Raw genomic sequence first — 17,378 nt, 5'->3', positions numbered from 1 at the left:
TAGGGTTCAGGCCATGCCAGGGCTCAGTGGTGACGAGATCAGGAAACGCCTCGACGCGGCGCGGCTCTACCTGTGCACCGGGGACCGGCCGGACCTGGCCGAGTTCGCGGACGCCGCGCTGGCCGGTGGCGTGGACATCGTCCAGCTGCGGGACAAGCGGGACGGGGCACCGCTGGAGGCCCGTCAGGAGCTGGCCGCGCTGGAGATCCTGGCGGAGGCGTGCGCGCGGCACGGGGCGCTGCTGGCGGTGAACGACCGGGCGGACATCGCGGCGGCCGTCGACGCCGACGTGCTGCACCTCGGGCAGGACGACCTGCCGGTGCCGCTGGCGCGGCGGGTGATCGGCGACGAGCCGGTGATCGGCCGCTCGACGCACGACCGCCCACAGGCCGAGGCCGCGGCTGTGGAAGAAGGTGTGGACTACTTCTGCACCGGCCCCTGCTGGCCGACGCCGACGAAGCCCGGCCGCCCGGCGCCGGGCCTGGACCTGGTGCGCTCGACCGCGGCGCTCGGCACCGTGCGCCCGTGGTTCGCCATCGGAGGCATCGACGCGGACCGGCTGCCGGAGGTGCTGGCGGCGGGCGCGTCGCGGATCGTGGTGGTGCGGGCGATCACCGAGGCCGAGGACCCGGCTGCGGCTGCCCGGGCACTGCGGGCACAGCTCGACTGAGCCGGGCCTTCGTGGCCGCGCCGAGGCCGCCGTCCGGCATCAACGCGACCAGCTGCTCAAGGTGCTGGTGGCGGGTCCCACCGGGGGCGAGGATCCCGCCGCAGCCGCCCGCGCGGTGCGGGCCAGCTGGACCGACCCGGCCTTCGTGGCCGTGGCGGGCCGTAACGGCAAGTGGTGGGGTGGCCCGCGACAGTCAACCCAGCCCGGCAAATCGAGGCGGCCGGCTCTCCGGCTGGCAGACTGTCGAGCCGTTCGTGCAACATCGCCCGCGCCGTCGAGGCCGGCCCCCACTTGGCTGGCCTCAAGAATCAGGCCCTCCGCGAAAACTCGCGAAGGGCCTGTGGTCAGTTTCGGATCAAGGGCTGCTCGGCGCCGTCGTCGCTGTTTCGGATGCGGCGGACGGTGTCTCCTGGACGCTGGTGCTCGGCGTCGTCGTCACGGGGGACTCGGTCTGCTCGGCGCTGGACGACGTCGTCGGCGCGCTGCTCGTGCTCGCCGGCGCCCGCTCGTCCTCGCTCGTCGAGCTCTCGGTGACCGTCGTGACCTGCGTGGTCGTCGGCTCGGCGCCGCCGGAACCGCCGACCACCCGGCCCAGCGTCGTCCCGGTGCCGCCGGACACGGTGCTCCCGGTCGCCGCCTCGAAGCCGGTGATCGCCAGCATCCCGACCACGAACGCCGCCACGCTGGTCGCGACCGCGAGCGTCCACCGGCTCTTCCACCAGGGCTTCGCGGCGGCGGGCGGGGCGGCCTCCTCCTCGACCGGCTGGTCCACCGGCTTCGGGATGAACACCGTCTTCTCGCCGCCCCCGGATCCGCCCTGCCCGGCGACCGGCATCCGGCGCGTCGTGCCGGACAGCGGTGGCGTGATCGGGTGCACGACCCTCGTCGGCATCTCGGTCAGCTGCGTGGCCGGTCTTCGCTGCGCCGCCCCGTTCTGCTGGTGCCTGATCAGCGGGTGCGTCGACCGCGGCGCGACCGCCGGCGGCACGACCTTCGTCTGCTGCCGTGTCTCGGCCACCGCCAGCAGCTCGGCCGTCTTGCGCGCGGCCGCCCGCGTGCTGCGCAGCGACCGCAGGTAGATCTCGCCACCCACGGTCGTCACGATGCTCGCGACACCGGCGCCGATGACCGTGCCCGCCACCCCCAGCGTGGAGCCCAGGAAAGCAGCCGTCACCGCGGCCAGCGCCGACGCCACCACCTGCGCCGGAGACAGCCCGGACTTCTTCTCGGCGCTCTCTTCCTTCTCCTCGGTCATGATCGCGGTGTGTTCGCTCTCCCTCTCGTGTTAACCCCATCGTGTCCAACGTGTTTGTCGATTGAGATGCTCCCAGCGTTGCCGGATGGTGACGCAGGCCACTCTCAACGTCCACAGTGGACACGACGGGCTTAACAATCCCTTGACAACGCAAGGGATCTTGGAGAGTTACGGGCGCCGCAGCGTGGTCACGAACTTGTACCGGTCGCCGCGGTAGATGGACCGCACGAATTCGACCGGTTTGCCGTCCGCGGCGAACGAATGCCGCGACAGCAGGAGCATCGGGGTGCCGACGTCGGCGCCCAGCAGGTCCGCCTCCTGCGGACCGGCAAGCGCGGTCTCGATCGTCTCCTCCGCGCTGTCCATCTCCACGCCGTAGTGCTCCCGCAACACCGCGTACAGGGAACCGCCCGCCGACACGTGTTTGCGCAGGCCGCGGAACCGCCCGAGCGGCAGGTGCGTGGTCTCCAGCGCCATCGGCTCGCCGTCGGCCAGCCGGAGCCGGCGCATCCGCAGCACCTTCGCGCCGTTGCGGATGCCGAGCAGCTTCGCCAGCTCGGGCTCGGCCGTCAGCTCCTCGACCTCCAGCAGCTTCGACGACGGCTCGCGCCCCTTCGCCCGCATGTCCTCCGTGTAGGACGACAGCTGCAGCCGCTGCGCGAGCTTCGGCTCGGCGGCGAACGTGCCCTTGCCCTGCACCCGGTGCAGCCTGCCCTCGGCGGTCAGGTCCGCCAGGGCCTGCCGCACCGTGGTGCGGGAGACCGCGAACTCGGTGGCCAGCGAGCGTTCGGTGGGAATCGGCGAACCCGGCGGCATCGTCTCCAGCAGGTCGAGCAGATGCTGCTTCAACGCCCAGTACTTCGGTTCGCGCTGACCGCGCGTGGCTGACTCCAACATGACCGACTCCTCCTCGAACCGCGCCTCCGGCGCAGGATGAAACTACCCTTTCCGGATGGGACCGCGCCCGGGGTAGCATTGGTCTAGACCTCCGAAGGGACCCAGCATGAGCAACCCCGGACAGCACATGGCCGCGGAAATCGCCGAACAGCCCGCCGTTCTGGGCGGTCTGGTGGCCCGCCGCGGGGAGATCGCCGACGTCGCCGCCGCCATCTCCCGGCGCCCGCCGCGGTTCGCCCTGCTGGCCGCGCGCGGCTCCAGCGACCACGCGGCGCTGTACGCGAAGTACCTCATCGAGGTCCTGCTCGGGCTGCCCGCCGGGCTCGTCTCGCCCTCCACGGTGACCCTCTACGGCGCGCGTCCCGACCTGCGGGACGTGCTGCTGGTGTCGGTCAGCCAGAGCGGCGGCTCGCCCGACCTGCTCGAGTTCACCCAGACCGCCCGCAAGCAGGGCGCGCTGACCGTCGCGGTCACGAACACCCCGGCCTCGCCGCTGGGCGGCGCCGCCGAGCTGGCCGTCGACATCGGCGCCGGCACCGAGACCGCGGTGGCCGCCACCAAGACGTACTCCGCGACGCTGCTCGCGCTGTACCTGCTCGTCGACGCCGTCCGGGGCGGCGACTCGTCGGCCGCGGCCGAGATCGAACCGCTAGCGCGGCAGGCACTGGAGGTCGACGTGCAGCGCGCCGTGGACCGGTACCGCTTCGTCGACCGGATCATCACCACCGGACGCGGCTACTCCTACGCCACCGCGCTGGAGTCCGCGCTCAAACTCGCCGAGACCAGCTACCTCGCCGCCCGCGCGTACAGCGGCGCCGACCTGCTGCACGGGCCGGTCGCGGCCGTCGACGAGGAGACCGCGGTGCTGGCGATCACCGGCACCGGCCGCGGCGGGGCCGCCCTGCGCGACGTGCTGACCACGGTCGCCGAACGCGGCGCCGACGTGCTGGCGCTCGGGTCGTCGGCGGGCGAGGTGCCCGCCGCGGTCCGCATCCCGGTACCGTCCGTGGCCGAGGAACTCGCGCCAGTGCTGGAGGTGCTGCCGGTGCAGCGGATCGCGCTCGGGCTGGCGCTCGCCCGCGGCTTCGACCCGGACCGCCCGCGCGGCCTGAACAAGGTGACCAGGACGCGATGAAGTTCGTCCTCGGGGTCGACGCGGGTGGCACGTCCACGCGTGCGCTGGCGGTGGCCGCGGACGGCACGGTGCTCGGCGCCGGGCGCGCGGGCGGCGCCAACCCGAACTCGCACCCGCCCGCGGAGGCGGTCGCCAACCTGGCGGCGGCGATCCGCGCGGCCACCGAGGTCCCCGGCCGGGCCAGCGCTTGCGTCGTCGGCATGGCCGGCACCGCGAAGCTGACGGACCCGGCGGTCGCGGCCCTGTTCGAGCGCACCTGGCGCGACCTGGGCCTGGACCGCGTGGTGGTGCTGACCGACGCCGAGGTCGCGTTCGCCGCCGCCACCGACGCGCCGGACGGGACCGTGCTGATCGCGGGTACCGGCTCGATCGCGGGCCGGATCCGCAAGCGTCGCATGGTCGCCACCGAGGGCGGCTACGGCTGGCTGCTCGGCGACGAGGGCTCCGGGTTCTGGCTGGGCCGGGAGGCCGTGCGTGCCACGCTGGCCGCGCTGAGCCGGGACGGCGACCTCGGCCCGCTGGCCACCGCGGTGCTGGCCGAGGCCGGGGTCGACGCGACCGACCGGAAGTACGCGTGGCGGCGGCTGATCACGGTCGCCAACGCCGAGCCGCCGGTCCGCCTCGCCCGGTTCGCGCCGTTGGTCGCGGTCGACGACCCGGCCGCGGCGGACATCGTGGAGCGCGCCGCCGACCTGCTGGTCGCGACCGCGCTGGCGACCCGCGAGCCGGGCGAGGACACCCCGGTGGTGCTGGTCGGCAGCGTCCTCGGCGATGGCTCCCGGGTCGGCGAGCGGGTGCGGGCGAAGCTGGCCGGGCTCGAGGTCCGCACCAGTTCGGACGGTGTGCTGGGCGCGGCCTGGCTGGCCGCCGTCGAGGCGTTCGGCGAAGCCGCGGCGCGCCGTCCAGGCTGACCGACCAAAGATCCGGGCGTTTTTCGTGCGCGGAGCACGAGTGCCGGGTCCGCCGCCGGGCGTACGGTTTGGGCGGCCCCCGGACCTCCCCCTCGCCGGGGGCTCTTATTCGCGCCCGGAACCCGACACGACGCGCAGCCCCGGGTGCTCCCTCGGCAGCGTCCGGTACAGCACCCAGCCGCTCACCGCGATCGTCAGCGCCTGCAGCGGCCAGGTCATGACCGTGCGCGCGACGCCCAGCGCGACCAGTTCCCCCGCCCACCACAACGGCAGGTAGACGACCACGCGCAGCACGTACTGCAGTGACCACACCAGACTCGCCCGCGAGTAGGCGCGCAGCAGGTCGGGATCCTTGCGCCAGCGGGTCTTCTGGCCGAGCAGTAACCCGACCACGACACCCAGGAGCGGCCACCGGACGACCACACTGGTCACCCACAGCAACGCACTGGCCACGTTGGACAGCACCTGGATCAGGAAGAAGTCCTGCGCGCGACCGGTGTGCAGCGCGATCAAGGCGGCCACGATCACCGCGGCGAGGCTGACCACGACGGCCCGCGCCTTGTCACCGCGGGTCAGGCGGACGACGCCGACCACCACGGCAGTGGCGATCGCCGCGGCCGAGCCCCACGCGATCGACGAACCCGTGGCCAGCCAGCCGACCACGAACGCCAGCGGCGGCAGGCTCGCGTCGATCGCACCCTTGCGACCACCCAGGATGCTGCCCAGCGACTCCCTCTGCGGCGTGGCTTGTCCGGTCACCCCTACAGCGTGCCCCAAAACTGTCGGTGCGGGCAGCTACCATCGAGATCTTCGCCACACGATCCGGGCGGACGGCGGTAATGGAGAAGCTCAGGAGGCCGACAACGTAAGAGACTGTGACCTCGCGCTGAACCGACGGTGGCGTAGGTCGGGATTACAGGTGCATCCTGCTGAGTTGTTCGAGGGGCGATCAACACAGGTGCTGGCGAAAGGGGACGGCAGCGTGCGTGAGTACGACAGCTATGTCGCACTGGGTGACAGCTTCACCGAAGGTCTCAACGACTTCAACCCGGACGGGACCTTCCGCGGCTGGGCGGACCGGCTCGCCGAGATCCTGGCCGAGGGCCAGCCCGGTTTCCAGTACGCCAACTTGGCGCTGCGCGGGAAGATGCTCGCCGAGATCATCGAGGAACAGGTACCCATCGCCCTCGAGCTGAAACCCGATCTGGTGACCCTGTGCGCGGGCGGCAACGACGTGATCGTGCCCGGCTCCGACGTGGACGAGATCGCGGCGCAGCTCGACGAGGTGATCGGCAAGCTGCGCGCGGCGGGCATGGACGTGCTCGTGTTCAACGGGCCGGACACCAAGCACCTGCCGGTGATGAGCGTGCTGCGCGGCAAGATCGGCATCTACAACGCGCACCTGTGGACGAGCGCGGTCCGGCACGGCGCCAAGATCGTCGACCTGTGGGCGATGGACCCGCTGCACGACCCGCGCGCCTGGAGCGACGACAGGCTGCACTTCACGGCCGAGGGCCACCGGCGGATCGCGTTGCGGGCGGCCGAGGTGCTGGGCGTGCCGACGTCGGAGGACTGGCGGGAGCCGTGGCCGGTCGTCGACGCGCGGGCGGACTGGATCACCAACCGCCGGTCGGACCTGGCGTGGACGAAGACGCACCTGCTGCCGTGGATCCGGCGGCAGCTGCGTGGCGAGTCGATGGGCGACGGGCTGTCGCCGAAGCGGCCGCAGCTGGCGCCGTTCGCGGTGCACCCGCCGGTGTCGGACGACCGCGCCCCGGCGAGCTGAGCGTCACACAGCTGTTGGTAGGCCCACCCGTCGCCCACCGCCACCCTCAACGGACACGCTGCGCGTCGCTGATAACTTCATGACATGCCGCTGCCCCATTGGACCCCGGAGGGGGTTCTGCCGACTGGGCGGCTTCCGGCGGACGTGGCCGACATCTACGAACGTCTCGTCTTCGACGCGCCGCACCAGAACGCCCGCGAGATCCTGTTCAGCGCTCTGAACAGCTATCTCGGCGCGGTCGCCCGGATCATCCCGAGCGGCCGCGCCTGGATCGGCGGGCAGTTCATCACCCGCACCCCCGACGTGCCCAGCGGGCTCGACGTCGTGCTGATCCCGGACGACTGGGGCAGCCTCAAGCGCATGACGGGCCGGGTGCGGGACGCGCTGTACGGGCTGCTGACCCTGCGCGGGGTCATCGTCGGGCAGCCCGCGATGTACCTCGATCAGGTACAACCCGTCGGCGGTCTGCTCGACGGGTTCCTGTGTTTCCCCGGTGACGAGGAGACGTGGGCCAACACCTGGTCGTACGAAGGGCGCCGCGGGTTCCCCGAGGTGGTGTGGTGATGATGGACTTCCGCCGGATCGCCGACGAGATCCCGGGCGGCACGTGGCTGGACGATCTGGCGCGCGCGTCGGCGATGGCCGCGCACGCGAAGTTCGAGCGCACGTCCCGGTCGCCGTTGCTGCGTGTGTCGATGCTCGGGTCGACGAACCTGGACGCCTACACGTTCTCCGACATCAGCCGGGCGCTGCAGGACGCGACGGCGAAGGTCGGGCACATCATCCGCAACCCGCAGGGCGAGATCACCTACGTCCAGCAGACCGACCGCGACAAGGCGCCGCTGATCCAGCGCGGGCAGGCGGGCAACACGATCTTCTTCGGCTTCCCGGAGCCGGCGCCGGACGACGCGTTGATCCACGACGGGATCGAGACGCTGTCCGAGCGCGCGGTGAAGGAGCTGTGCGACTTCCTGCCCGCGAACGGCTCCGACGACGGCGCACTGGACGCGGTGCTGCTGCAGCGGGACACGGTGCGCAACGCGGTGAGCGACATCGTCAGCGCGGTCGTCAAGAACACCGGCATCGGGCTGCAGCTGACGCCGACGGCCGGCGAGGACGTGACCCGCAGCATGACGACCGACCAGGCGAAGGTGCTGCACAACAGCCTGCGGGAGTCGCGGGAGGAAGTCGGCTACGAGACGGTGACCGGCCGGCTCGACGGTGTGCGCACGCGCCGCCGGATCTTCTACCTGGAGCGCGAGTCCGGCGGGACGATCCAGGGTGCGGTGGCGCCGGACCTGCTGGACCAGATCAAGGAGAACCTGGACCGCCCGGTGACCGCCCGGCTGAGGGTGGTCCGCACGACGACGATCGACGGCCGCCGCGGCCGCCCGGTGCACGAGCTGCTGGAGATCACGCCGGAAGTGAACCTGTTCGACCAGTGAGTTGGTCGGTGCTGCCGGCTCGGGGCGGCGCGATCGGGCACCGCGCGACATGGCGCGGCTCGGCCCGGCACTGCGCAGCTCGCTGCGGCGCGGCTTAGTGCAGCGCGGCCGCGCAGGGTGCGGCTCGCTTCCTGCGCGGTGCGGCTCGCGGTGCCAGCGCGGCCCGGCACGGCGCGGCTCGGCACGGCCGCGCAGAGTGCGGCTCGGCAGCACGGCACGCCTGGGCGCGGCCCGGCACAGCGCGGTCTGGCACGGGCGGGCTCACGGCGGATTCGGTGCGCCCCGGTGCGGCACAGCCGCCCGGCGCGGCTCGCTTCCTGCGCGGTGCGGCTCGCGGTGCCAGCTCGGCCCGACACGGCGCGGCACGGCACGGCCGCGCAGAGTGCGGCTCGACAGCACGGCACGGCACGGCCCGGCCCCGCACGCCATGGCGCGGCCCAGCACAGCGCGGCCTGGCACGGGCGGGCTCACGGCGGATTCGGTGCGCCCCGGTGCGGCACAGCCGCCCGGCGCGGCTCGCTTCCTGCGCGGTGCGGCTCGCGGTGCCAGCGCGGCCCGACACGGCGCGGCACGGCGGCACGGCGGGCCATGGCGCGGCTCGGCCCGGCACGGTGCGGCGCGGTCCGCCACGAGGCGGCTCGCCGCGGCGCGGCGGCGCGCGGCGGCGCGCGGCGCCTTTCAGCGCGTCTGGAGCAACCCCCACGGCCAACCAGCCGAAACGCGAAGCGGCCGTCTGACGCTCCCCCACTGCGCCAGACGGCCAAGCCGGACCATACGCCCTCCGCAAGATCCATCGCTAAGAATTCGCTAAGTGCGGGGGCACCTTGTACTCGAAAGCGTCAACCCTCGTCACCCCGCGCAGGGGCAGCCGGTAGCCCCAGCTCCGCCATCTCCGCGAGCACCTCCGCGGGCGGCCGCGGGCTGACCCGCGAGTGCAGCTCCGCCGCCAGCCCGACCTGCAGTCGCGCGCCGGCGAGGTCGCCGTCGCGGCGGGAGAGCCGTCCGAGCGTCAACCGGCCGACCGCCTCCTGCAGCAGGAAACCCCGCAGCGACGCCAACTCGACCGCGGCGGACGCGTGCTTCCACGCCGCCCCGTCGTCGCCGAGGCCGAGGTACGACTCGGCGAGGTTGTTGAGCGACACCACCACATAGCTGTCGTCCCCGAGGCGGCGGTCGATCTCCAGCGAGGACAGCTGGTGCGCGATCGCCTCCGCGTACCGGCCCCGCGCCTTCTCCGCCTCCGCGCAGTTCGCCAGGGCCTGGCCCCGCAGCTCGTCCGTGCCCGCCGCCGAAGCCGCCCTCATAAGGCACTCCACCGCTTCGTCGTGACGGCCACAGCTGTTCAACGCGCACCCCAGGTGGATCAACGCGCAGGTGCGGCTCCCCTCGTCCGCCGCGATCGCCAGCGCCGCGGACGCGTCCGCCAGCGCGTCGGCCCCCACGTCGAACGTCAGGAACATCGCGCAGCGCGAGATCAGCATCCAGAACCGCGCCCGCGCGTCCCCGCACGCCTCGGCCGCCGCCAGCCCCAGCGCCACCAGCCGCTGCCACTCGTCCCACCGCGGGCGCACCACCCGGTACGTGTGCGCCACCCGCGCCAGCCGCCACACGTCGTCGTGCAGACCGGCCGCCGCCGCGCCCTCCAGCACGGCCAAAAGGTTCGGCCACTCAGCCACAAACCACGCCAGCGCGTCGTCGAAACCGGACAACGCGGGCACCGACACCTCGACAGACGAAAAGTCCAGCGGGTCCACGATCCGCAGCAGCCGGCGGCGCGCCACGTCAGCAGCCGCCTGGTAGTACCGCACCGCCGGCCGCAGACTCGACGAACCAGCCAGTTCGCGCGCGTACAACCGCACCAGGTCGTGCCGCGTGAACACCTCCGGCGCGCTCTCGGTCAGCAGGTGGTGGGCCGCCAGCACCCGCAACCGCCGCCGCGCCTCGGCCACCGGCACCCCACACAAAGCCGCCGCGACGAACGGACCGACCGCGGGCCCGGGAAACGCCCCCAGCGCCCGGAACATCGCCCCGGCCTCGGCGGGCAGCCCGCGCACCGACACGTCCAGCGCCGCCCGCACCCCGGCGTCGTCCACGTCCAGCGCGGCCAGCCGCGTCCGCTCGCTCGCCAGCTCGGCCACGAAGTCCGGCACCGTCCACGCCGGACCGGCCGCCAGCCGCGCGCCCGCGATCCGCAAGGCCAGCGGCAGATCCCCGCACAACCCCGCCACCTGCGAGTGGTACTCCTCGAACGCACCGCCCGCGACGTCGGCGAGGAGCCGCACCGAGTCCCGCCGCGCCAGCGGCTCCAGCGCCCGCACCCGAGCGCCGTGCGAAACGGTCAGCCCGTCCAGCCGCGCCCGCGACGTCACCACCGCGACCGAACCCGGCCCCGGCGGCAGCAACGGGCGCGCCTGATCGGCCGACCGCGCGTCGTCGAGCACCACCAGGATCCGCCGGCCACCGCTCAGCGACCGGTACAACGCGAGCCGCTCCCCCTCCGGCTCCGGCACCTCGTCCGCCGGCACGCCGAGCCCGAGCAGGAACTGCGCCAGCACCTCCGCCACCGGCACCGGCGCCTCGAACCCGCGTAACGCGGCGAACAGGACCCCGTCCGGGAACCTCGTCACCGCTCCGTGCGCCCACGACACGACCAGCGCGCTCTTGCCGATCCCGGGCGGCCCGGTGATCACGCCGACCGGCGCCACCTCGTCCAGCCAGGCCAGATCCACCGACCGCCCGGCCAGCGGCACCGCGGGCGGCAGCTGTCGCGGCACCACCCGGCTCACGTCGATCCCCGGCACAACCGGCGCCAAGTCGTCGTTCAACACGTGCGCGTGCAACGCCCGCAGGTCGGGCCCGAGGTCGAGGCCGAGCTTCTCCGACGCCGCCCGCGCCGCCTCGCGATACACCTCGAGCGCGTCCGCCCGGCGCCCCGAGTGGTAGAGCGCCCGCATCAGCTGTCCGACGGTCCGCTCGCGCCGAGGCTCCGCGCGGACGATCGTGGTCAGCTCGGCGATCAGCTCTTCGTGCCGTCCGAGCGCGAGGTCGGCGTCGACGCGGGCGCCGTGCACCGCGATCCGCAGGTCCGCCAGTTCGGGCGCGTGCACCGACTCCGGCACCCCGCCCAGCTCCGGCCCCTGCCACAGCGCCCACGCCTCGCGCAGCAACGAGGCGCGTTCGAGCAACGGCGCGGCCTCGGCGCGCTCGAACAACGCGCGGGCGCGGTGGACGTCGACCAGCATCGGGTCGACTGTCAGCCGGTAGCCGGGCGCGGCCGTGTCGATCCGGGCCTCCGGCGTGCCGGCCGACCGCAGCACGCGCCGCAGCTGGGAGACGTTGCCGTGCACGATGGTCCGCGCCGTCGGCGGCGGGTCGTGGTTCCACAGCGCGTCGATCAGGTCGTCGAGCGCGACGATCCGGTTCGGCTGGAGAGCCAGCAGCGCGAGCAGCCCGCGCACGCCGGGACCGCCGATCGGCACCGGCCGGTCACCGGCGCACAGCTGCACCGGGCCGAGCAACTGGACGCGCAAACCCTTGAGCACAGGCCCCTCCCCGAGCGCCGCGCCGGAGGAAAACGAGTACGGCCCCGCACCATCAGTCCCGATCTGATGGTGCGGGGCCGCACTCGGTGAAACAAGTGACGGGGCCGGGTGCGCCTCGCCATCGCTACCGGCGTCACACGGGATTCACCCCGAGCAAGGAAGACCCATGCTGCCGCCGTTCGCAGTGGCGGCACTGTAACAGGGCGCGATGAACCGGCTACACCCGACCCGCACTTCTTCCGGCGTCTATCGCGTCACAGGCGTGAAGTCCCGGCTGCCGATGAAGGTCGGCCGCGGCTTCGCCGCCGCGAACGGCTCGACGAGCGCGTTCTCGACGCTGTTGAACACCAGGAAGATGTTCGAGCGCGGGTACGGCGTGATGTTGTTGCCGGACCCGTGCATGATGTTGGAGTCGAACCACAGCGCCGAGCCCGCGGGCCCGGTGAACTGGTCGATCCCGTACTCCGCGGCGAGCTTGGTGATGTCGTTCTCGCTGGGAACGCCGATCTCCTGCTCCTTCAGCGACGACTTGTAGTAGTCGTCCGGGGTCTCGCCGACGCACGGGACGAACGTCCGCTGCGAGCCCGGCATGACCATCAGGCCGCCGTTGAAGGGGTAGTTGTCGGTCAGCGCGATCGAGCAGCTCACCGCCCGCGGACGCGGCATCCCGTCCTCGGCGTGCCAGGTCTCGAAGTCGGAGTGCCAGTAGAACCCGGTGCCCTTGAAACCCGGCATGTAGTTCACGCGGCTCTGGTGGATGTACACCTCGGAGCCGAGGATCTGCCGGGCGCGGTCGAGGACACGGGGGTCGCGCACGAGTTCGGCGATCAGTTCGCTGATCTTGTGCACCTCGAAGATGGACCGGACGCTGCCGGTCTTCTTCTCGGTGATGACCCGCTCGTCGGCCTTCAGCTGCTCGTCGCCGGAGAGCCGGACGAGCTCCTGCCAGTAGCCCTGCACTTCGGCGGGCGAGAGCAGGCCCTCGACGATGTGGTACCCCTTCGCGTCGTGCGAAGCGAGTGTCGCCGCATCGATCGGGCCGTCGGCCTCACTGCCCCAGACAGTCGGGTCGACGCGATCGAAGGGCTCGGCCGGGGCAGGAACCCTGGTCGGGTAACTGTCCTCGACACCGGTTTCCATGATCGTCAAATCGGTTCGCCTCCTTTTATGCGTTGCCTTTCGGTAGGGGCCTCGCTCCGTGGTGGCTCAGGCGGACTTCTCGTCCGCCTCGTCCTCCTCGACGACGAGCGGGTACACGCCGTTCTCGTCGTGCACCTCCCGGCCGGTGACCGGCGGGTTGAAGACGCACACGGTCTTCATGTCGGTCTTCGGGCGGACCTGGTGCTTGTCGTGGTCGTTGAGGAGGTACAGGGAACCCGGCTTGAGCTGGAACGTCTCGCCGGTCGCCTTGTTGGTGATCTCGCCTTCGCCCTCGTAGACGAAGACCGCCTCGATGTGGTTGGCGTACCAGAAGTCGTTGACGGTCCCCGCGTACAGCGTGGTCTCGTGCACCGAGAAGCCGACCTTCTCCTTGGCCAGGATGATCCGCTTCGAGCGCCAGTTCGGCGTCTTGATGTCGGCGTCGGTGTCGGTGATCTCGTCGAGGGTCCGGACGATCAAAACTTTTTCCCCTTCTCGTTCTTCTCTACTTACCGAGCACGGCCTTGACAGAGGCGTCGATGATCTCCAGCCCCTCGCCGACCTCGGCGTCCGTGAGGGTCAGCGGCGGCAGCAGCTTCACCACCTCGCTGTCCGGCCCGGAGGTCTCCATGAGCAGGCCGCGTTCGAACGCGGCAGCGCAGACCCGACCGGCGAGTTCCCCGTTCTGGAACTCCAAACCGCGGGCGAGGCCGCGGCCCTTCGCGGTCAGCTGCGCTTCGGGGTAGGCGTCGACGAGACCCTGCAGCGCGGCGCCGATGCGCTCGCCCTTGGCGCGGACCGACTTCTCCAGCTCGTCGTCGCTCCAGTAGGTGCGCATAGCCTCGGCGGCGGTGACGAACGCCGGGCTGATGCCGCGGAAGGTGCCGTTGTGCTCGCCCGGCTCCCAGACGTCGAGGTCGGGGCGGATCAGGGTCAGCGCCATCGGGATGCCGTAGCCGGACAGCGACTTGGACAGGCACACCATGTCCGGCTTGATGCCGGCTTCCTCGAAGCTGAAGAACGGGCCGGTGCGGCCGCAACCCATCTGCACGTCGTCGACGATCAGCAGGATGTCGTGCCGCTTGCACAGGTCGGCCAGGCCGCGCAGCCACTCGATGCCTGCCGCGTTGATGCCGCCCTCGCCCTGCACGGTCTCGACGATCACCGCGGCGGGCTCGTTGAGCCCGCTGCCGGAGTCGTCGAGCAGCCGCTCGAAGTACAGGAAGTCCGGGTAGACGCCGTCGAAGTACTGGTCGTAGGGCATCGGCGTGGCGTGCACCAGCGGGATGCCGGCGCCGTGCCGCTTCATCGAGTTGCCGGTGACCGACAGCGCGCCGATGGTCATGCCGTGGAAGGCGTTGGTGAAGTTGATGACCGACTCGCGGCCGGTGACCTTGCGGGCCAGCTTCAGCGCGGCTTCGACGGCGTTGGCGCCACCGGGGCCGGGGAAGATGACCTTGTAGTCCAGGTCGCGCGGCTTGAGGATCTTCTCGTCGAGCGTCTCGAGCAGGTCGCGCTTGGCGACGGTGAACATGTCGAGCGCGTGCGTGACGCCGTCGCGCTCGATGTAGTCGATCAGGGCCTTCTTGAGCACGGGGTTGTTGTGCCCGTAGTTCAGCGCGCCGGCGCCGGCGAAGTAGTCGAGGTACGGGCGGCCGTCCTCGGCGTAAAGGCGGCTGCCCTGCGCACGGTCGAACACGACCGGCCATCCCCGGCTGTAGCTGCGCACTTCGGATTCGAGCTTTTCGAAGATGCTCACTTTGGGTTTTCCCCTCACTGGTGCTTGTCGACAGCTAATCGCACGGGCGTCCTCGCCCATTTCCGCCGTTATCTCGGGAGCAGCGGCCCGATTCGGTAAAGGTCTTCCGGCTCGTGCCGCGTGCCATCGTCCGGAAAGTCGGCCGAGCCGAACAGCTCAGCGCGCTCCAGCTCCGCTCCCCACCGTTCCGCGAAGGAGGTGAACAGGCGGATGGACGCTTTGTTGTCGGGCGTGATGGTGGTCTCCAGGTGACGCACCCCGTCGGCCACCAACCGCGTGAACAGGTTGTCGAGCAGGGCTCCGGCCAGCCCCTGCCCACGTTGCGACGCGTCGACGGCGACCTGCCAGACGAGCGCGGTGTCCGGCGCCGAAGGACGGCGATAAGCGATCACGAATCCGACCGCGTCACCGTCCACCCGCGCCACCACCGAGGTGTCGGCGAAATCGCGGCACCACAACAGATATGCATAAGGCGAGTTGAGATCGAGCTTCTGCGAATCGCGTGCGATTCGCCAAAGCGCAGCCCCGTCGGCCTTGGTCGGATTTTCGATCAAGTGCTTTCCGGACATGTCAAAACAACCTAACAGAGTTGTTTCGGTCGTTCAGCGCATCGTCGTGCGCACAGCCTGGCTACCTGCAACAACGACGAAACACACGTGAGAATGACAACAGAAAGCTGGCGCTGCGGAGCCCAGGTGTGCTATGGCCCCTTACCTGGGTGAGGCCTTATCACGTAGAGCGCTCGTCCGGCGCTGCGCGTTACACGGTAGTGGCAGCGCTCACAGGACGCGAGTCCACTCGCCGGGATCGCACGCCGCCCAGAACCGGACACCGAAGCGCGACAGGCGCACGGTCCGGCGCACCAGCCGCGCCCGGCGCGCGGATTTCGCGGCCGACCGGACCAGGTCCTCGGTCGCCAGGATCTCGTACTGCGACTCCAGCTCGGCGGACTCGTCGTCCAGCTCGACCAGGCCGAACCCGGCCAGCCGCGTCAGGTAGCCGGGCACCTCGTCCGCCAGCGTCACGCCGGCCGCCTTGCCGACGGTGGAGGCGTTGCGCAAGATCGTGCGGCCGCCGCCGAACCCGCGCTCAGTGACGTCGATCACAGGGAAGGCCGCGCCGGTGGCGAGCGTGGCGATGATGCGGGCCTCGTCGGGGGTGAGCTGGCGCAGCACGGTGGCGTAGAGGTACTCGCGGGCCTGCTCGCGGCCGAAGCCGACGGACCGGTCGAGCAGCTCCTTCATCGCGGCGCGCAGCGGCTCGCGCGCGGGAACCAGCTCGCCAGTGCCGTTCGGGGCGTGCTCGGCGCCGGCCGCGCTGAGCGCGACCACGTACGGGTCGTCGACCTCGTCGAGGCGGCGGCGCAGCCCGGTCAGGACCTGCCGCTCGACCTGCCGCAGCCCCTCACCGGCCAGTTCGAGGCCCGGCAGCGGCAGCCGCTTGCCGATCGTGAACCCGGTGCGTGCGGCCCACCCGGCGAACCGGCCCGCTCGGCGCAGCAGGTTCTCGTCGCCGCCCTCCGGCGAACTCGGCAGGTTCTCGCTGGTCAACCACATCACCCCGTTTCCCAGGATGATGTTACGGCCGGGTCAGCGGAGTGCCTTGTTCGCCTTCCGGGTCGCCTTGCGCAACTGGAAGATGCGCGCGCCGCCGACCAGGGCGACCAGGACGGCGCCGGCGATCGCGGAGAACAGCATGGCCACGGCCAGCGGCAGACTGCCCTCCATCCCGAGGAAGGCCACCGTCGTCGAGTCCAGGTTCTGCAGGATGAAGATCAGCAGGAAGACCAGGATGATCAGGGCGACGATGATCGCGACCCAGGTCCCGCTCACCCTGGTCCGTTTGATCTTGACCGGCTTCGCGGGCGCGGGTTCCGTCACGGGCGGCTGGGGTGGGGTGCCGGTGGCCGGCTCGTCCCCCTGCGCGTGAGTCATACGCCGATTGTGCGCGGGTGGGTGGATTCGCGCAGGTCGAAATCACACGGACCGGCTAACCGGCCAGCTGAGCGTGACCACATCGCGACCCGAGGAGCCCAGGTCGGGCGGCGTCCGCTCGTCGACACCGAGACCACGCAGCGCCTCGGCGACCTCACCGGCCCGGTCCGCGGGCAGGCAGAGCCGTCGCCGGGTGACGTCGACCAGCTCATCGAAGCGGGCGTACTCCGGCCTGGCCGGCTTGTGCCAGCGCACGACCGCGGGCTCCAGGCCGAGTTCCCGCAGCGCGTCGACGGCGTCGTCGGCCGTCGGACCGTCCGGGCGCTCGATGCCGTGGAAGTGCCGCCACAGTGGGTTGAGGGTGGTCAGCGGGTGGGCCTCGGCCAGTTCGACGACGACCTTCCTGCGCGCGTGGGCGGTCAGCGCGTCGGCGAACGGCGCGAGGTCGGGGGCGTTGTAGAGGACGTGCGCGCAGACCACCACGTCGGCGGGCTCGACGTCGACGTCCGGCCACCGACCCTCGACCGTGTGGTGCGGCAGCGACAGCGCCTCGGCCCGTCGCTGGAACTCCGCGAGCAGCCCGGCGCTGGTGTCGACGGCGGTGACCCGCGTGATGGACCGCGCGCACGGCAGGCTCGCGGCCCCGGCGCCCGCGCCGACGTCCAGCACGGTGCCCGGCAACGCGTCCAGCACGGCCTGGTGGGTCGGTGTCGCGGGCGCTGCCAGCTGGCGGTCCGCGCGGCGGGCGAACACCTGCTTCGGCACCACCCACGGCGACTCGGGCGCCGCGGCCAGGATGTACTCGGGGATCGCCCAGTCCGCCAGCTGCTCGGACCACCTGCGCAACGCGTCGGCCATGCCCTCATTGTGCCGGTCAATCAGTGATTGATTCGGTGATGGATCC

The 17,378-nt window shown here is 71.6% G+C and carries 17 protein-coding genes; 6 read left to right on the top strand and 11 right to left on the bottom strand.

The window, feature by feature from the left end:
- Positions 1-13: 13 nt before the first annotated feature.
- Positions 14-670: a thiamine phosphate synthase gene (thiE, locus tag AMYTH_RS0132805; protein WP_027933778.1), complete on the top strand. Its 657-nt coding sequence runs from the start codon at positions 14-16 to the stop codon at positions 668-670.
- A 355-nt stretch (positions 671-1,025) separates the two neighbouring features.
- Here thiE and AMYTH_RS0132800 read toward each other — a convergent pair whose 3' ends face one another.
- The gene (locus tag AMYTH_RS0132800) at positions 1,026-1,925 is read right to left on the bottom strand and encodes a hypothetical protein (RefSeq protein WP_027933777.1); all 900 of its coding nucleotides are present in this window, start codon (positions 1,923-1,925) and stop codon (positions 1,026-1,028) included.
- Positions 1,926-2,093: 168 nt separating this feature from the next.
- The gene (locus tag AMYTH_RS0132795; protein ID WP_017985323.1) at positions 2,094-2,822 is read right to left on the bottom strand and encodes a GntR family transcriptional regulator; all 729 of its coding nucleotides are present in this window, start codon (positions 2,820-2,822) and stop codon (positions 2,094-2,096) included.
- Positions 2,823-2,949: 127 nt separating this feature from the next.
- Here AMYTH_RS0132795 and AMYTH_RS0132790 point away from each other — a divergent pair, with 127 nt between their 5' ends.
- Together AMYTH_RS0132790 and AMYTH_RS0132785 are read left to right on the top strand one after the other, a co-directional pair.
- Complete coding sequence (locus AMYTH_RS0132790) at positions 2,950-3,957, top strand: SIS domain-containing protein (protein ID WP_051362891.1); 1,008 nt, start codon at positions 2,950-2,952, stop codon at positions 3,955-3,957.
- Positions 3,954-4,868: an N-acetylglucosamine kinase gene (locus AMYTH_RS0132785; RefSeq protein ID WP_027933775.1), complete on the top strand. Its 915-nt coding sequence runs from the start codon at positions 3,954-3,956 to the stop codon at positions 4,866-4,868. The genes AMYTH_RS0132790 and AMYTH_RS0132785 overlap by 4 nt, the downstream gene beginning before the upstream one ends.
- Before the next feature lie 105 nt (positions 4,869-4,973).
- On the opposite strand, the gene AMYTH_RS0132780 is transcribed toward AMYTH_RS0132785, so the two are convergent.
- A complete protein-coding gene (locus AMYTH_RS0132780) occupies positions 4,974-5,627 on the bottom strand; it encodes a DUF3159 domain-containing protein (RefSeq protein ID WP_027933774.1) in 654 nt (217 codons plus the stop codon).
- Between the two features lie 223 nt (positions 5,628-5,850).
- Here AMYTH_RS0132780 and AMYTH_RS0132775 point away from each other — a divergent pair, with 223 nt between their 5' ends.
- The 3 genes from AMYTH_RS0132775 (at position 5,851) to AMYTH_RS0132765 (ending at position 8,099) form a co-directional block, all read left to right on the top strand.
- The gene (locus AMYTH_RS0132775; protein WP_167344624.1) at positions 5,851-6,654 is read left to right on the top strand and encodes an SGNH/GDSL hydrolase family protein; all 804 of its coding nucleotides are present in this window, start codon (positions 5,851-5,853) and stop codon (positions 6,652-6,654) included.
- A gap of 84 nt (positions 6,655-6,738) precedes the next feature.
- Positions 6,739-7,218: a DUF6932 family protein gene (locus AMYTH_RS0132770; protein ID WP_027933772.1), complete on the top strand. Its 480-nt coding sequence runs from the start codon at positions 6,739-6,741 to the stop codon at positions 7,216-7,218.
- A gap of 2 nt (positions 7,219-7,220) precedes the next feature.
- Positions 7,221-8,099, top strand: a complete 879-nt coding sequence (locus AMYTH_RS0132765; RefSeq protein WP_027933771.1) for a hypothetical protein — start codon at positions 7,221-7,223, stop codon at positions 8,097-8,099.
- An 839-nt stretch (positions 8,100-8,938) separates the two neighbouring features.
- Here the strand turns inward: AMYTH_RS0132765 and AMYTH_RS46185 are convergent.
- The 8 genes from AMYTH_RS46185 to AMYTH_RS0132725 form a co-directional block, all read right to left on the bottom strand.
- Complete coding sequence (locus AMYTH_RS46185) at positions 8,939-11,641, bottom strand: AfsR/SARP family transcriptional regulator (protein WP_037322856.1); 2,703 nt, start codon at positions 11,639-11,641, stop codon at positions 8,939-8,941.
- Between the two features lie 246 nt (positions 11,642-11,887).
- The gene (thpD, locus tag AMYTH_RS0132755; RefSeq protein WP_378333633.1) at positions 11,888-12,781 is read right to left on the bottom strand and encodes an ectoine hydroxylase; all 894 of its coding nucleotides are present in this window, start codon (positions 12,779-12,781) and stop codon (positions 11,888-11,890) included.
- 66 nt (positions 12,782-12,847) lie between these two features.
- Entirely contained in the window at positions 12,848-13,261 is a 414-nt protein-coding gene (locus tag AMYTH_RS0132750; RefSeq protein WP_020416992.1) for an ectoine synthase, read from the bottom strand.
- A gap of 25 nt (positions 13,262-13,286) precedes the next feature.
- Complete coding sequence (gene ectB, locus AMYTH_RS0132745) at positions 13,287-14,540, bottom strand: diaminobutyrate--2-oxoglutarate transaminase (protein WP_027933769.1); 1,254 nt, start codon at positions 14,538-14,540, stop codon at positions 13,287-13,289.
- 68 nt (positions 14,541-14,608) lie between these two features.
- Positions 14,609-15,109: a diaminobutyrate acetyltransferase gene (ectA, locus tag AMYTH_RS0132740; RefSeq protein WP_037322854.1), complete on the bottom strand. Its 501-nt coding sequence runs from the start codon at positions 15,107-15,109 to the stop codon at positions 14,609-14,611.
- 210 nt (positions 15,110-15,319) lie between these two features.
- A complete protein-coding gene (locus AMYTH_RS0132735; RefSeq protein ID WP_051362890.1) occupies positions 15,320-16,096 on the bottom strand; it encodes an Abi-alpha family protein in 777 nt (258 codons plus the stop codon).
- A gap of 33 nt (positions 16,097-16,129) precedes the next feature.
- On the bottom strand, positions 16,130-16,474 hold the full coding sequence (locus AMYTH_RS0132730) for a LapA family protein (RefSeq protein ID WP_027933766.1): 345 nt from the start codon (positions 16,472-16,474) through the stop codon (positions 16,130-16,132).
- Positions 16,475-16,516: 42 nt separating this feature from the next.
- On the bottom strand, positions 16,517-17,332 hold the full coding sequence (locus AMYTH_RS0132725) for a class I SAM-dependent methyltransferase (protein ID WP_027933765.1): 816 nt from the start codon (positions 17,330-17,332) through the stop codon (positions 16,517-16,519).
- Positions 17,333-17,378: the final 46 nt, after the last annotated feature.

It is taken from the genome of Amycolatopsis thermoflava N1165, assembly GCF_000473265.1.
Classification (GTDB): domain Bacteria; phylum Actinomycetota; class Actinomycetes; order Mycobacteriales; family Pseudonocardiaceae; genus Amycolatopsis_E; species Amycolatopsis_E thermoflava.
The sequence above is the reverse complement of the archived record's forward strand: the minus strand, read 5'-3'. Positions and strand labels throughout refer to the sequence as shown.

Coding starts and splice junctions, on each gene's coding strand:
- thiE (WP_027933778.1), top strand. CDS start 14: ATGCCAGGGCTCAGTGGTGACGAGATCAGGAAACGCCTCGACGCGGCG.
- AMYTH_RS0132800 (WP_027933777.1), bottom strand. CDS start 1,925: ATGACCGAGGAGAAGGAAGAGAGCGCCGAGAAGAAGTCCGGGCTGTCT.
- AMYTH_RS0132795 (WP_017985323.1), bottom strand. CDS start 2,822: ATGTTGGAGTCAGCCACGCGCGGTCAGCGCGAACCGAAGTACTGGGCG.
- AMYTH_RS0132790 (WP_051362891.1), top strand. CDS start 2,950: ATGGCCGCGGAAATCGCCGAACAGCCCGCCGTTCTGGGCGGTCTGGTG.
- AMYTH_RS0132785 (WP_027933775.1), top strand. CDS start 3,954: ATGAAGTTCGTCCTCGGGGTCGACGCGGGTGGCACGTCCACGCGTGCG.
- AMYTH_RS0132770 (WP_027933772.1), top strand. CDS start 6,739: ATGCCGCTGCCCCATTGGACCCCGGAGGGGGTTCTGCCGACTGGGCGG.
- AMYTH_RS0132765 (WP_027933771.1), top strand. CDS start 7,221: ATGGACTTCCGCCGGATCGCCGACGAGATCCCGGGCGGCACGTGGCTG.
- thpD (WP_378333633.1), bottom strand. CDS start 12,781: ATGGAAACCGGTGTCGAGGACAGTTACCCGACCAGGGTTCCTGCCCCG.
- ectA (WP_037322854.1), bottom strand. CDS start 15,109: ATGTCCGGAAAGCACTTGATCGAAAATCCGACCAAGGCCGACGGGGCT.
- AMYTH_RS0132735 (WP_051362890.1), bottom strand. CDS start 16,096: ATGTGGTTGACCAGCGAGAACCTGCCGAGTTCGCCGGAGGGCGGCGAC.
- AMYTH_RS0132730 (WP_027933766.1), bottom strand. CDS start 16,474: ATGACTCACGCGCAGGGGGACGAGCCGGCCACCGGCACCCCACCCCAG.
- AMYTH_RS0132725 (WP_027933765.1), bottom strand. CDS start 17,332: ATGGCCGACGCGTTGCGCAGGTGGTCCGAGCAGCTGGCGGACTGGGCG.